This window comes from Neisseria polysaccharea, from assembly GCF_963392925.1.
GTDB classification, from domain to species: domain Bacteria; phylum Pseudomonadota; class Gammaproteobacteria; order Burkholderiales; family Neisseriaceae; genus Neisseria; species Neisseria polysaccharea.
Genome location: NZ_CAUJNZ010000016.1, coordinates 1 through 13,794 on the forward strand (window position 1 = coordinate 1; position 13,794 = coordinate 13,794).

Annotated in this window: 13 protein-coding genes and 1 other RNA gene; 12 read left to right on the top strand and 2 right to left on the bottom strand. The window is 52.1% G+C overall.

Annotation, left to right across the window (positions count from 1 at the left end; translation table 11 throughout):
* Positions 1 to 101: 101 nt before the first annotated feature.
* Positions 102 to 995 carry a HesA/MoeB/ThiF family protein gene (locus tag RDY34_RS09135; RefSeq protein WP_308033548.1) on the bottom strand — a complete coding sequence of 298 codons (894 nt, stop codon included), beginning with the start codon at positions 993 to 995 and terminating at the stop codon, positions 102 to 104.
* Positions 996 to 1,037: 42 nt separating this feature from the next.
* On the opposite strand from RDY34_RS09135, the gene ppc reads away from it, so the two are divergent.
* The 7 genes from ppc to rpsI all read left to right on the top strand — a co-directional run bounded on the left by ppc (position 1,038) and on the right by rpsI (position 6,747).
* On the top strand, positions 1,038 to 3,740 hold the full coding sequence (gene ppc, locus RDY34_RS09140) for a phosphoenolpyruvate carboxylase (RefSeq protein ID WP_308075268.1): 2,703 nt from the start codon (positions 1,038 to 1,040) through the stop codon (positions 3,738 to 3,740).
* Between the two features lie 122 nt (positions 3,741 to 3,862).
* Positions 3,863 to 4,852 carry an NAD(P)H-dependent glycerol-3-phosphate dehydrogenase gene (locus RDY34_RS09145; protein ID WP_308074841.1) on the top strand — a complete coding sequence of 330 codons (990 nt, stop codon included), beginning with the start codon at positions 3,863 to 3,865 and terminating at the stop codon, positions 4,850 to 4,852.
* Between the two features lie 54 nt (positions 4,853 to 4,906).
* Positions 4,907 to 5,233 carry a hypothetical protein gene (locus RDY34_RS09150; RefSeq protein WP_250314699.1) on the top strand — a complete coding sequence of 109 codons (327 nt, stop codon included), beginning with the start codon at positions 4,907 to 4,909 and terminating at the stop codon, positions 5,231 to 5,233.
* 13 nt (positions 5,234 to 5,246) lie between these two features.
* On the top strand, positions 5,247 to 5,549 hold the full coding sequence (locus RDY34_RS09155) for a cell division protein ZapA (protein ID WP_250314700.1): 303 nt from the start codon (positions 5,247 to 5,249) through the stop codon (positions 5,547 to 5,549).
* A 4-nt stretch (positions 5,550 to 5,553) separates the two neighbouring features.
* Positions 5,554 to 5,733: non-coding RNA, 6S RNA (gene ssrS / locus RDY34_RS09160), on the top strand.
* Positions 5,734 to 5,913: 180 nt separating this feature from the next.
* Positions 5,914 to 6,345, top strand: coding sequence for a 50S ribosomal protein L13 (gene rplM / locus RDY34_RS09165; protein ID WP_002215010.1), 432 nt, complete (start codon positions 5,914 to 5,916; stop codon positions 6,343 to 6,345).
* Positions 6,346 to 6,354: 9 nt separating this feature from the next.
* Positions 6,355 to 6,747 carry a 30S ribosomal protein S9 gene (rpsI, locus tag RDY34_RS09170; protein WP_003677242.1) on the top strand — a complete coding sequence of 131 codons (393 nt, stop codon included), beginning with the start codon at positions 6,355 to 6,357 and terminating at the stop codon, positions 6,745 to 6,747.
* Between the two features lie 155 nt (positions 6,748 to 6,902).
* On the opposite strand, the gene RDY34_RS09175 is transcribed toward rpsI, so the two are convergent.
* The gene (locus RDY34_RS09175) at positions 6,903 to 7,832 is read right to left on the bottom strand and encodes a LysR family transcriptional regulator (RefSeq protein ID WP_003677243.1); all 930 of its coding nucleotides are present in this window, start codon (positions 7,830 to 7,832) and stop codon (positions 6,903 to 6,905) included.
* Positions 7,833 to 7,962: 130 nt separating this feature from the next.
* On the opposite strand from RDY34_RS09175, the gene RDY34_RS09180 reads away from it, so the two are divergent.
* The 5 genes from RDY34_RS09180 (at position 7,963) to RDY34_RS09200 (ending at position 13,711) form a co-directional block, all read left to right on the top strand.
* Positions 7,963 to 8,712, top strand: coding sequence for a Nif3-like dinuclear metal center hexameric protein (locus tag RDY34_RS09180; protein ID WP_308074842.1), 750 nt, complete (start codon positions 7,963 to 7,965; stop codon positions 8,710 to 8,712).
* 122 nt (positions 8,713 to 8,834) lie between these two features.
* Entirely contained in the window at positions 8,835 to 9,416 is a 582-nt protein-coding gene (gene petA, locus RDY34_RS09185) for a ubiquinol-cytochrome c reductase iron-sulfur subunit (protein WP_308074843.1), read from the top strand.
* An 18-nt stretch (positions 9,417 to 9,434) separates the two neighbouring features.
* Positions 9,435 to 10,784 carry a cytochrome b gene (locus RDY34_RS09190; protein ID WP_003681866.1) on the top strand — a complete coding sequence of 450 codons (1,350 nt, stop codon included), beginning with the start codon at positions 9,435 to 9,437 and terminating at the stop codon, positions 10,782 to 10,784.
* Between the two features lie 14 nt (positions 10,785 to 10,798).
* Positions 10,799 to 11,587, top strand: a complete 789-nt coding sequence (locus tag RDY34_RS09195; protein ID WP_308074844.1) for a cytochrome c1 — start codon at positions 10,799 to 10,801, stop codon at positions 11,585 to 11,587.
* 339 nt (positions 11,588 to 11,926) lie between these two features.
* A complete protein-coding gene (locus RDY34_RS09200) occupies positions 11,927 to 13,711 on the top strand; it encodes a DNA recombination protein RmuC (RefSeq protein WP_308074845.1) in 1,785 nt (594 codons plus the stop codon).
* Positions 13,712 to 13,794 lie beyond the last annotated feature (83 nt).

The window sequence follows — 13,794 nt, forward strand, 5'->3', positions numbered from 1 at the left end:
AATTTTTTTTTTTTTTTTTTTTTTTTTTTGCAAAGAAATGTAAATTTTTAAAACCGTTCCTCCGCATCCGTTTGGATACCGTCTGAAACGGCGGCAGGGTTTTACCGTTCCGCGCCGCAAACCGGGCATTCGGGGTTGCGCGGCAGGTCGAAATATTGCCAGCCCCCTTCCAAGGCACGGTAAACCGCCAGCCTGCCGTGCGACGGTTCGCCCGCATCCAGCAGGATTTTCAGAGCTTCCGCCGCTTGGGTACTGCCGATGATGCCGACCAGCGGCGAGAACACGCCGAAGAGGGAACAGATGCCGTCTGAAGCCGATCCGCCGTCAAACAGGCAGGCGTAACACGGCGAGTCGGGCAAGTCGGGACGGTACACGGCAAGTTGCCCTTCAAAGCGTACCGCCGCCCCTGAAACCAGCGGTGTTTTCGTTTGCACGCAGGCACGGTTGACGGCTTGCCGCGTGGCGTAGTTGTCGCAGCAGTCTAAAACGATGTCGGCGGCTTGAACCAAACCGGTCAGGCGGCAGCCGTCGAGTTTTTCGTTGACGGCGCGGACGTTGACGGTATGGTTGATGCGTTTCAGGCGGTCTGCCAAGGCTTCGGCTTTGGGCTTGCCGACATCGCCCTCGTCAAATGCAACCTGACGTTGCAGGTTGTGCAGTTCGACCGTGTCGGAATCGGCTATGGTCAGCGTGCCGATGCCGGAAGCGGCAAGGTAGGGCAGGGCGGCGGCACCCAAACCGCCGCAGCCGACGACCAAAATATGCGCGGCGGAAAGTTTCTGCTGCCCTTCGATGCCGATTTCGTCCAAGAGGATGTGGCGGCTGTACCGCAGCAGGAGTTCATCGTCGTTGTCGTGTTCGGTCGTGGTCATGATGATGTTCGGAAAAAACAGTTGCGGGCGATTGTAACGCTGCCGTCGGGCGGCGTTCAACTTCAGACGGCATTTCGGGACACGGGCGGTTAAAGTGTGAACGGTTTGGCACGGATGCGGCATTTGAGGTACATTTACAGTATTTACGGCAATGAGAGAAAAATCATGCAACTGCATATTCTGAACAATCCGAAGGACGCGGCTTTGGCGGCGGACGCGGAATTTCTGAAACAATCCCTGTTCAACCTCCTGCACGAAGAAGCCTCGCCGTTGGTTGTCGAAACGGTCAAACTCTTGTCCACTTCCGACGACAGCGCGGCATTGATTGAAAAAGTATTGCCGCAATTGGACGAACGGCAGACCTACGATCTGACGCTTGCCTGCGGGCTGTTCGCCCAGATTTTGAACATCGCCGAAGACGTGCACCACGAACGCCGCCGCCAAATCCACGAAGATGCCGGCCACAACGCAGCAGAAGGCAGCCTGACGGAAACCGTCCGCAGGCTCAAAGCGGGGAAAGCCGACGGTAAATCGGTGCAGCGGCAGTTGGACAATACGTCCGTTACCGCCGTTTTGACCGCGCACCCGACCGAAGTGCAACGCCAAACCGTTTTGAATTTCAACCGCCGCATCCGCGCGCTGCTGCCGCAACGCGAACGCTGCACCAATGCCGACGCGCTGGCACGGCTGCGCCGCGAAATCGACACCGTGCTTTTGGGCTTGTGGCAGACCAGCGAAACGCGCCGCCACAAACTCAGCGTCAACGACGAAATCAACAACGGCGTGTCCATCTTCCCGATGAGCTTTTTTGAAGCCCTGCCCAAGCTCTACCGCAAGATGGAACACGACTTTCAGACGGCCTATCCCGATGTCCGCGTTCCGGACATCCTCAAAATCGGCGGCTGGATCGGCGGCGACCGCGACGGCAATCCGTTTGTTTCTGCCGAAACCCTGCGCTTTGCCTTCCGCCGCCACGCCGATGCCGTGTTCCGTTTTTACCGTGGCGAACTCGACAAACTTTACCGCGAACTGCCGCTCTCCATCCGCCGCGTCAAAGTCAACGGCGATGTGATGGCGTTGTCCGACAAATCGCCCGACGAAGAAACTGCCCGCACGGAAGAACCCTACCGCCGCGCCATTGCTTACATCATGGCGCGCGCTATGGGCAAAGCGCGCGCGCTCGGTTTGGGCATGGGCTGCAAATTCGGCTTTCTCGAGCCTTATGCTTCGGCACAAGAATTTCTCGATGATTTGGAAAAATTGCAACGTTCCCTTATCGACAACGGCAGCCGCCTGCTTGCCGAAGGCCGTCTGGCAGACCTCATCCGTTCCGTGTCCGTGTTCGGCTTCCATATGATGCCGCTTGATTTGCGCCAACACGCGGGCAAACACGCCGATGTGGTTGCCGAGCTTTTCCAACACGCCGGCCTGGAAGACTACAACAGCCTCTCCGAAGAGCAGAAACAAGCCGCCCTGTTGCGCGAACTGGGCCACCAACGCCCTCTGTACAGCCCGTTCATCACATACAGCGAACACACCCGCCGCGAACTGGCGATTTTCAACGAAGCGCGCAAAATCAAAGACGAATTCGGCGAAGATGCCGTAACACAAAGCATTATTTCCAACTGCGAACAACCCGGCGACCTGCTCGCCTTGGCATTGCTGCTGAAAGAAAGCGGCCTGTTGGCGGTGGAAAACGGCAAACCGCACAGCCGCATCAACATCGTGCCGCTGTTTGAAACCATCGAAGCGTTGGAAAACGCCTGCCCGGTGATGGAAACCATGTTCCGCCTCGACTGGTACGGCGCACTGCTCGAAAGCCGGGGCAACATCCAAGAAATTATGCTCGGCTACTCCGACTCCAACAAAGACGGCGGCTACGTTACCAGCTCCTGGTGCCTCTATCAGGCGGAATTGGGCTTGGTCGAACTCTTCAAAAAATACGATGTCCGCATGCGCTTGTTCCACGGTCGCGGCGGCAGCGTAGGTCGCGGCGGCGGCCCGTCTTACCAAGCCATTCTCGCCCAACCGGCAGGCAGCGTGGCGGGGCAAATCCGCATCACCGAGCAAGGCGAAGTCATTACCGCCAAATATGCCGACCCCAGCAACGCTGTGCGCAACCTCGAAACCTTGGTTGCCGCCACTTTGGAAGCCAGTATCCTGCCGGATAAAAGAGACCCTGATGCCAAACTGATGCAGGATTTGTCGGACGTATCGTTTAAATACTATCGCGAGCTGATTACCCACCCCGACTTCATCGACTACTTCCTGCAAACCAGCCCGATTCAGGAAATCGCCACCCTCAACCTCGGCAGCCGCCCCGCCAGCCGCAAAACCTTGGCGCGGATACAGGATTTGCGCGCGATTCCGTGGGTATTCTCTTGGATGCAAAACCGCCTCATGCTGCCCGCGTGGTACGGTTTCGGCAGCGCGGTGGAAACCTTGTGCGAAGGCAAACCAGAAACGCTCGCCGCCCTGCGCGAACACGCTCAAAACAACCCATTCTTCCAAGCCATGCTCTCCAATATGGAACAAGTGATGGCGAAAACCGACATCACCTTGGCGGAAAACTACGCCGGTTTGAGCGAATCGCCGGAAAAAGCCGCCGTCATCTTCGGCATGATTAAGGAAGAATACCGGCGCAGCCGCAAAGCCCTGCTCGACCTGCTGCAAACCGAGGAACTTTTGCGCGACAACCGCAGCCTTGCCCGTTCGCTCGCCTTGAGGATTCCATACCTGAATGCCCTCAACGGCCTGCAAGTCGCCATGCTCAAACGCCTGCGTAAAGAACCCGACAATCCGCACGCGCTGCTGATGGTTCACCTGACCATTAACGGCGTGGCGCAAGGTTTGCGTAATACCGGTTGATAGTGCCACATCGGGGCAAAATGCCGTCTGAACGCCTTTCAGACGGCATTTCCCTGTCTGCACTTGCAGAGAAACAGCGATTGTTTTAAAGTGAACGGCAGTGATATGTTGAAAGACGACCAATGAAAATTACCGTTATCGGCGCAGGTTCGTGGGGTACGGCGCTCGCCCTGCATTTTTCCCAACACGGCAACCGCGTATCCCTATGGACGCGCAACGCAGATCAAGTCCGCCAAATGAAGGAAGAACGTGAAAACAAACACGGGCTTCCCGGTTTCCCCTTTCCCGAAACGCTGGAAGTGTGTGCGGATTTGGCAGACGCGCTCAAAGACAGCGGGCTGGTGTTGATTGTTACTTCTGTCGCAGGTTTGAGAAGCAGTGCGGAACTGCTCAAACAGTATGGCGCGGGACACCTCCCCGTCCTCGCTGCCTGCAAAGGCTTCGAGCAGGATACCGGACTGCTGACCTTCCAAGTATTGAAAGAAGTATTGCCCGACAATAAAAAAATCGGCGTACTCTCCGGCCCGAGTTTTGCACAGGAACTCGCCAAACAACTGCCTTGTGCCGTCGTCCTCGCTTCCGAAAACCAAGAATGGGTCGAGGAACTTGTCCCACGGCTCAACACTTCGGTTATGCGGCTTTACGGCAGTACCGACGTTATCGGCGTGGCAGTCGGCGGCGCGGTAAAAAACGTTATGGCGATTGCCACCGGATTGTCCGACGGTCTAGAGTACGGACTCAACGCCCGCGCCGCATTGGTTACGCGCGGATTGGCCGAAATCACCCGCCTTGCCTCCGCAATGGGCGCACAGCCTAAAACCATGATGGGGCTGGCCGGTATCGGCGACCTCATCTTGACCTGTACCGGCGCACTCTCACGCAACCGCCGCGTCGGCTTGGGTTTGGCAGAAGGCAAGGAACTGCATCAGGTGCTTGTCGAAATCGGGCACGTTTCAGAAGGGGTCAGCACCATAGAAGAAGTCTTTAATACTGCCTGTAAGTACCAAATCGACATGCCGATTACCCAAACCCTGCTGCAACTCATCCGCAAAGAAATGACCCCGCAACAGGTTGTCGAAAGACTGATGGAACGCAGCGCGCGTTTCGAATAAACAACAAACAGATGCCGTCTGAAGCCTTCAGACGGCATACGGACAGGTAAGGTTATGAAACAAAATATCGAAAAACTCGAAAGCAGCGTTTATACGTTGGTACAAAAATTCGAAACCCTCATCAGCGAAAACCGCGGCCTCAAAGAAACCGTCGCCGAACTCAAACGGGCGCACGAGCGACAGGAATACGAACACAAAACCGCCGTTGACGAACTCAGCGAAGCCCTGCTCATTCAAGTCAGCAAACTCAAGGAAGACCTGCAAAACAAGATTGACAGCCTGATGGAAGAAAATTCACGATATCGCACCCTACTCGAACAGAGCAGGGCAAGAATCGAAGCACTGATTGCACAGCTTCCCCAAAATCAGGAAACGCAGTGATAAGGAGTAGAGGATGAATATCGAACAAGTCCACATCGAAGTCATGCACGCCCAATTGACCGTCAACACGCCGGCAGAAGAAAAAGACACACTTTTGCAGGCAGTCGAAATGCTCAACAGAAAAGCCGAGGCAATCCGAGAAGGCGGACGAGTTGCCGACAGCGAGAAAATCGTCATCATGGCCGCACTCAATGTCGTCCATGACCTGTTGAAAATTTCCCTTAACGGCGATTTGGCAATCGGCGATTTTGCGCGTAAAATAACCGACATGGACAACGCCTGCCAAAAAGCACTATCCCGCTTGGGGCAGGAATAACAGTTTTTCCCTGCGGTGTCAGCGAAGGCATATATTCCTTTGAACCAATAAGTTCGCTTAAGGTTGTCGGGAGCCGTAGTGGGCGCGAGCGTCCTTTTGCGGACGCACCCGAAACTACCCGAGGCAGCCGCCTTGTCAGCAAGGTTCAAGCGGATTCGGCCGAAACGGCTCTCGCGGGGATTCCCATATAAGGCCGCATCGCAAGATGCGGCCTTTCCTTTAGAATAAAACGCCTAGAGAAATGCAAACTGTCCGCAACCGATGGTGCAATGAGAAAACCTCGTCGTAACGCAGTAATGCGATTGACAAAATGCGCCGTCATCTTTAAAATTTACAACTTTCTATATCTATCTGGATTTCCACTATGAAAACCTTTTCAGCGAAACCCCACGAGGTGAAGCGCGAATGGTTCGTCATCGATGCTCAAGACAAAGTCTTGGGTCGCGTTGCAGCCGAAGTCGCCAGCCGTTTGCGTGGCAAACACAAACCTGAATACACCCCCCACGTCGATACCGGCGATTACATCATTGTTATCAATGCGGACAAACTGCGTGTAACCGGTGCCAAATTCGAAGATAAAAAATACTTCCGTCACTCCGGTTTCCCGGGCGGTATCTACGAACGCACTTTCCGCGAAATGCAAGAGCAATTCCCGGGCCGCGCTTTGGAACAAGCCGTAAAAGGCATGTTGCCTAAAGGTCCACTGGGTTACGCTATGATTAAAAAACTGAAAGTGTACGCTGGTGCAGAACATGCCCATGCCGCACAACAACCCAAAGTTTTGGAATTGAAATAAGGACGCGACATGAACGGTAAATACTACTACGGCACAGGCCGCCGCAAAAGTTCAGTGGCTCGTGTATTCCTGACTAAAGGTACAGGTCAAATCATCGTAAACGGCCGCCCCGTTGACGAATTCTTCGCACGCGAAACCAGCCGAATGGTTGTTCGCCAACCCTTGGTTCTGACTGAAAACACAGAATCGTTCGACATCAAAGTCAATGTTGTCGGCGGTGGTGAAACCGGTCAATCCGGTGCTATCCGTCACGGCATTACCCGTGCCCTGATCGACTTCGATGCCGCGCTGAAACCCGCCTTGTCTCAAGCCGGTTTCGTTACCCGCGATGCACGCGAAGTCGAACGTAAAAAACCGGGTCTGCGCAAAGCACGCCGTGCAAAACAATTCTCCAAACGTTAATGTTGGAAATTCAAAAAACCCTGCTTATCGCAGGGTTTTTTATTTGTAACAGGCGGTTTTCCATTGGTAATCTAAAGATTACAGATTGGGCAAAAATCAAAAACAGTACATGAAAAAATAGAAAAACCGCCCGGGTATGGTTTGAACAAGGGAAATCAGACCGGTTCCAACTCACTTAATCCGGGCAAGTCCGCAAAGCCGCGTTCACGTATGATTTGGCAAAAGTTGTTCAGATAACTTTTATCTGTGTCTTCAGTGCGGATGGCGGCATACAGTTTGCTTTGCAGTCCGTCGTCGGTAATCTGCCGGTGAACGACATAGCCTTTTTCAAGATAGGGCATAACGGTCCAGTAGGGAAGGGCAGCGATTCCCCTTCGGCTGGCAACCAGTTGGATGATGGCGATGGTCAGTTCGCTGTGTCGGCGTGGCGGGTTGATGTTTTTCGGAATCAGGATTTTTTTGGGTAAATCCAGCATTTCATCGGGAACGGGATAGGTAATCAGGGTTTCCCCGATAAAGTCTTCCGCCGTCCAAACGTTTTTGGCGGCAAGCGGATGGTCCGGTGCGCAAATGCCGACCATTTCGTAGGCAAACAGCGGTTGGAAAGAAATACCGTTTTGTTTTTCTGCTTCGGAAACAATGGCAAGATCGGCGCGGTGTTGCAGCAGCAGTCCGATAGGGTCCGCTTGGAATCCCGATACGATATCCAGTTCGATTTGGGGCCATATCGGGCGGAATTCACCCATTGCGGGCATGAGCCAGTCGAAACAGGTATGGCATTCGACGGCAATCCGCAATTCTCCTGCCTCTCCTTCTATGATGCGTGCCAAATCACGTTCTGCATCGGTAACTTGAGGCAACAGGTCGTGAGCGAGGCGTAACAGCCTTTCTCCAACCGGGGTAAAGCGTAAAGGCGTGGATTTTCGTTCGAACAACGGTGCGCCGTAGTGGTTTTCAAGCATACGGATTTGGTGGGAAAGTGCCGATTGGGTAAGGAAAACCCGTTTGGCGGCAAGGGAGACGCTGCCGGTTTCTTCAAGTGCCAGTAGGGTCTTGAGGTGGCGCAGTTCGATGATGGAATCCATGAGGTTTCAGACGGCATATTGAACAGGCGCATATTAAAATAATTCATATGCGGGTGCAAATCGGAAAAATGTGAATTCCGGACATTTTGCGATTAGAATGCCCGCTTGTTTAAAGCGATTAGGAAAAAAGATGGTATTGCGCAGGGATTTTCTGACTTGGTGTAATGAAACATTGCAGACGGCATCGTTTAAAGATTACGCCCCCAACGGTTTGCAGGTTGAAGGGAGGGAATATATCGGGAAAATCGTTACGTCGGTAACTGCAAGCAGGGCAGCGATTGATTTTGCTGTGGAGCAGAAGGCAGATTTGCTTCTGGTCCATCACGGTATGTTTTGGAAAAACGAACCGCCGACCGTTACCGGTTGGAAAAAAGAACGGATTGCCGCACTGTTGCGGCACGACATCAATATGGCGGCTTACCATTTACCGCTGGATGCGCATCCTGAATTAGGAAATAACGCCCAACTCGCTGAAAAACTCGGTTTTACAGTCGAAAGGCGTTTTGGCGAACAAAACCTGCTTAACTCAGGAAGCCTGAAACAAGTCAAGACACTTGGTGCATTGGCTGTCCATATTGAAGCAGTTTTGCAGAGGAAGCCGGTCGTTATCGGCGATTTGAACCGTGAAATCAGAAAGGTTGCATGGTGCAGCGGGGGGGCGCAGGGGTTTTTTCAGACGGCAATAGACGAAGGTGTCGATTTATATTTGACGGGGGAAATCTCTGAAGCCCAATACCATCTTGCCAATGAAACGGGTACGGCTTTTGTTTCTGCAGGGCATCATGCGACGGAACGTTACGGCGTACAGGCATTGGCGGAGGCGGCGGTAGGAGTGTTCGGATTGGAAGTGTGTCATTTTGATGAAGGCAATCCGGCTTGATTATTGAGAAATATCATAAAACTTTACCTTATTTTAAATAATGCTTTGAGTATCACTGCAAACTGGGTAAAATTGCAATGTTTAATGGCTCGGTATTCCCAAAATATTAGGACGACTGAATAATGGATAATCAAGAAATCAATAACGGCCGCCGCCGTTTCCTGACACTTGCGACCTGCGGCGCAGGCGGAGTGGCAGCATTGGGTGTGGCAACGCCGTTTGTGGCCAGTTTTTTCCCTTCGGAAAAAGCTAAGGCCGCCGGTGCTGCCGTCGAAGTGGATGTCAGCAAAATCGAAGCAGGTCAGATGTTGACTGCTGAGTGGCAAGGCAAACCGATTTGGGTGGTCAACCGTACGGATCAACAGCTTAAAGACCTGAAAAGCCTGAACGGCGAACTTACTGATCCCAATTCCGATGTGAAACAACAGCCGGAATACGCTAAAAACGAGACACGTTCGATTAAACCGAACATTCTCGTTGCCATCGGTATCTGTACCCATTTGGGCTGTTCTCCGACCTACCGTCCCGACATTGCACCTGCCGATTTGGGTGCGGGCTGGAAGGGTGGCTTTTTCTGCCCCTGCCACGGTTCGAAATTCGACATTGCAGGCAGGGTGTATAAAGGTGTTCCTGCGCCGACCAACTTGGTCGTACCGCCTTACAAATATCTGAGCGATACTACCATCTTGGTGGGTGAAGACTGAGAATAAGGAACGATAATTATGGCAAACCAAACCAATAGCAAAGCAAAAGCATTGTTAGGCTGGATGGACGCTCGTTTCCCCCTGTCTAAGATGTGGAATGAGCATTTGGCTCAATACTACGCACCAAAGAACTTCAACTTCTGGTATTACTTCGGCTCTTTAGCCTTGCTTGTCCTTGTGATTCAAATCGTCAGCGGTATTTTCCTGACTATGAACTACAAACCGGACGGCAACCTTAACGCCTACCATCTGCCTGCTGCCTTTACTGCAGTAGAGTACATCATGCGCGACGTGTCCGGCGGTTGGATTATCCGCTACATGCACTCCACCGGCGCATCTTTCTTCTTCATCGTCGTTTATCTGCACATGTTCCGTGGTTTGATTTACGGTTCGTACAAAAAACCCCGTGAGTTGGTGTGGATTTTCGGTTCTCTGATTTTCTTGGCATTGATGGCGGAAGCCTTTATGGGCTACCTGTTGCCTTGGGGTCAAATGTCCTTCTGGGGTGCGCAGGTAATTATTAACCTGTTCTCCGCCATCCCTGTTATCGGTCCTGATTTGTCCACTTGGATCCGCGGCGACTTCAACGTTTCCGATGTTACCCTGAACCGCTTCTTTGCCCTGCACGTTATCGCAGTACCGCTGGTATTGCTCGGCTTGGTTGTGGCGCACATCATCGCACTGCACGAAGTGGGTTCTAACAACCCTGACGGCGTTGAAATCAAGAAAAACAAAGACGAAAACGGTATCCCGCGCGATGGTATCCCATTCCATCCTTACTACACCGTTAAAGACATCTTGGGTGTTGTTGTATTCCTGATTGTCTTCTGTTCCGTGTTGTTCTTTGCACCAGAAGGCGGCGGCTACTTCTTGGAAGCGCCAAACTTCGATGCAGCAAATGCGCTGAAAACACCTCCGCATATTGCGCCGGTATGGTACTTCACTCCGTTCTACGCAATTCTGCGTGCGATTCCTTCCTTTGCCGGTACTCAGGTATGGGGTGTAATCGGTATGGGTGCAGCAGTTGTACTGATTGCCTTGTTGCCTTGGTTGGATAAAGGCGAGGTTAAATCTGTCCGCTATCGCGGCCCAATCTTCAAAACTGCGTTGGTTCTGTTCATCATTGCCTTCATCGGTTTGGGTATTTTGGGTGCAATGGTAGCAACTGATACTCGTACTTTGGTTGCTCGTATCCTGTCTTTCGTCTACTTTGCATTCTTCCTGGGTATGCCGTTCTATACCAAACTGGATACCAACAAACCAGTTCCTGAGCGCGTAACCATGAGCACTACTAAACAAAAAATTATGTTCTTTGTTTACGTCGGTATTACCGTTGTCGGTGCTTACTTGTTTGCAACCAATATCTGATGAGGGCAGCGAAAATGAAACAAACTCTGAAAAACTGGTTTGCTGCCTTATTGCTGGCAGTACCTATGAGTGCGGCATTTGCTTCGGGCGGTCATGCACACTATGAGAAAGTCGATATCGATTTGCGCGACCAAGTAAGCTTGCAGCGCGGCGCACAAATCTTTACCAACTATTGCCTGTCCTGCCACTCGGCAAGCGGTATGCGTTTCAACCGTTTGAAAGACATCGGTTTGACTGACGAAGAAATCAAGAAAAACCTGATGTTTACCACCGATAATGTCGGCGATGTGATGCATGCTGCAATGGATCCTAAAGATGCGGCAAAATGGTTTGGTGCTGCTCCGCCCGATTTGACGTTGATTGCGCGTTCCAAAGGTGCAGACTACCTTTACGCCTATATGCGCGGATTCTATAAGGATCCTACGCGTCCGAGCGGCTGGAACAATACCGTATTTGATAAAGTCGGTATGCCTCACCCGCTGTGGGAACAACAAGGTGTTCAAGCCGTTGAGTTGGATGCCAAAGGTCAGCCGGTTATGGTAAAAGACGAACACGGCGAGATGAAGCCTAAGCTGTATTGGGAATCTACTGGTCTGCACAGCCGCCGTCTGCCGAACGGCAAAGTGATCCAAAAAGAGTACGACGCATATGTACGCGATTTGGTGAACTATCTTGTGTACATGGGCGAGCCTGCACAACTGCAACGCAAACGTATAGGCTATATCGTGATGATTTTCCTATTTGCGGTTATGCTGCCTTTGGCGTATTTCCTGAAAAAAGAATATTGGAAAGACGTACACTAAGCGTTTGGAACAAAAGGGCAAATCCTTTAGGGTTTGCCCTTTTTGCATGCTTCGGCCCCTTGGGAAAATCAGCACCCGTATGCCGTCTGAACATAGCTGCAACATTTCAGACGGCATCATTCTAAAAATGTCAGACATCGGGAACTTAATCAGGGTTTGTGGCAGATTGATATTGAATTAGGAAAAGGTCTGAAACCGCAAGCAGCATGGTAAGGCGATGTCGAACAGGTTTAAAGCCAATCCGCTATATTTTTTGGAGCTATGTCGAACAAACAGGTAGAATCGGAATAAGCGGCTGTTTTGTCCAGTGTGAAAAATGTTTGAATATTAGGATGATTGATGGAACTGATGACTGTTTTGCTGCCTTTGGCGGCGTTGGTGTCAGGCGTGTTGTTTACATGGTTACTGATGAAGAGCCGGTTTCAAGGTGTATTAGCCGTATTGAACGCGCAATTGGCGGAAAAGGCGGCAAGATGTGATTTTGTCGAACAGGCGCACGGCAAAACCGTGTCGGAATTGGCGGTATTGGACGAGAAATACCGGCATTTGCAGGACGAAAATTATGCTTTGGGCAACCGTTTTTCTGCAGCCGAAAAGCAGATTGCCCATTTGCAGGAAAAAGAGGCGGAATCGGTGCGGTTGAGGCAGTCGTATATCGATTTGCAGGAAAAGGCGCAGGGTTTGGCGGTTGAAAACGAACGTTTGGCAACCCAGCTCGGGCAGGAACGGAAGGCGTTTGCCGACCAATATGCGCTGGAACGCCAAATCCGCCAAAGAGTCGAAACCGATTTGGAAGAAAGCCGCCAAACTGTCCGTGATGTGCAAAACGACCTTTCCGATGTAGGCAACCGTTTTGCCGCAGCCGAAAAACAGATTGCCCATTTGCAGGAAAAAGAGGCAGAAGCGGAGCGGTTGAGGCAGTCGCATATCGATTTGCAGGAAAAGGCACAGGGTTTGGCGGTTGAAAACGAACGTTTGACAACGCAAATCGAACAGGAACGCCTTGCTTCTGAAGAGAAGCTGTCCTTGCTGGGCGAGGCGCGCAAGAGTTTGAGCGATCAGTTTCAAAATCTTGCCAACACGATTTTAGAAGAAAAAAGCCGCCGTTTTACTGAGCAGAACCGAGAGCAGCTCCATCAGGTTTTGAACCCGCTGAACGAACGCATCCACGGTTTCGGCGAGTTGGTCAAGCAAACCTATGATAAAGAATCGCGCGAGCGGCTGACTTTGGAAAACGAATTGAAACGGCTTCAAGGGTTGAATGCGCAGCTGCACAGCGAGGCAAAGGCCCTGACCAACGCGCTGACCGGTACGCAGAATAAGGTTCAGGGCAATTGGGGCGAGATGATTCTGGAAACGGTTTTAGAAAATTCCGGCCTTCAGAAGGGACGGGAATATACGGTTCAGGCAGCATCTGTCCGTAAGGAGGAAGACGGCAGCACGCGCCGTTTGCAGCCGGATGTCTTGGTCAACCTGCCGGACAACAAACAGATTGTGATTGATTCCAAGGTTTCGCTGACGGCTTATGTGCGCTATACGCAGGCGGCGGATGCGGATACGGCGGCGCGCGAGTTGGCGGCACACGTTGCCAGCATACGCGCGCATATGAAAGGCTTGTCGCTGAAGGATTACACCGATTTGGAAGGTGTGAACACATTGGATTTCGTCTTTATGTTTATCCCTGTCGAACCGGCCTACCTGTTGGCGTTGCAGAATGACGCGGGCTTGTTCCAAGAGTGTTTCGACAAACGGATTATGCTGGTCGGCCCCAGTACGCTGCTGGCGACTTTGCGGACGGTGGCGAATATTTGGCGCAACGAACAGCAAAATCAGAACGCACTGGCGATTGCGGACGAAGGCGGCAAGCTGTACGACAAGTTTGTCGGTTTCGTACAGACGCTTGAAAGCGTCGGCAAAGGCATCGATCAGGCGCAAAGCAGTTTTCAGACGGCATTTAAGCAACTTGCCGAGGGGCGGGGCAATTTGGTCGGACGCGCCGAGAAGCTGCGTCTGTTGGGGGTAAAGGCAAACAAGCAGCTTGCACGAGATTTGACCGAGTGTGCCGGTGAAACAACGGCGTTGCCGGAATCTTTGGAACACGCGGCAGAAGATGAAGCAGTCTGACTTGTGCGGAAAAATATTGTTTCAGCCGGAGCGGGAATGCCGAAAGCGCGGCGTAACTGTACCGGTTCTGATTCAGGGTTTGT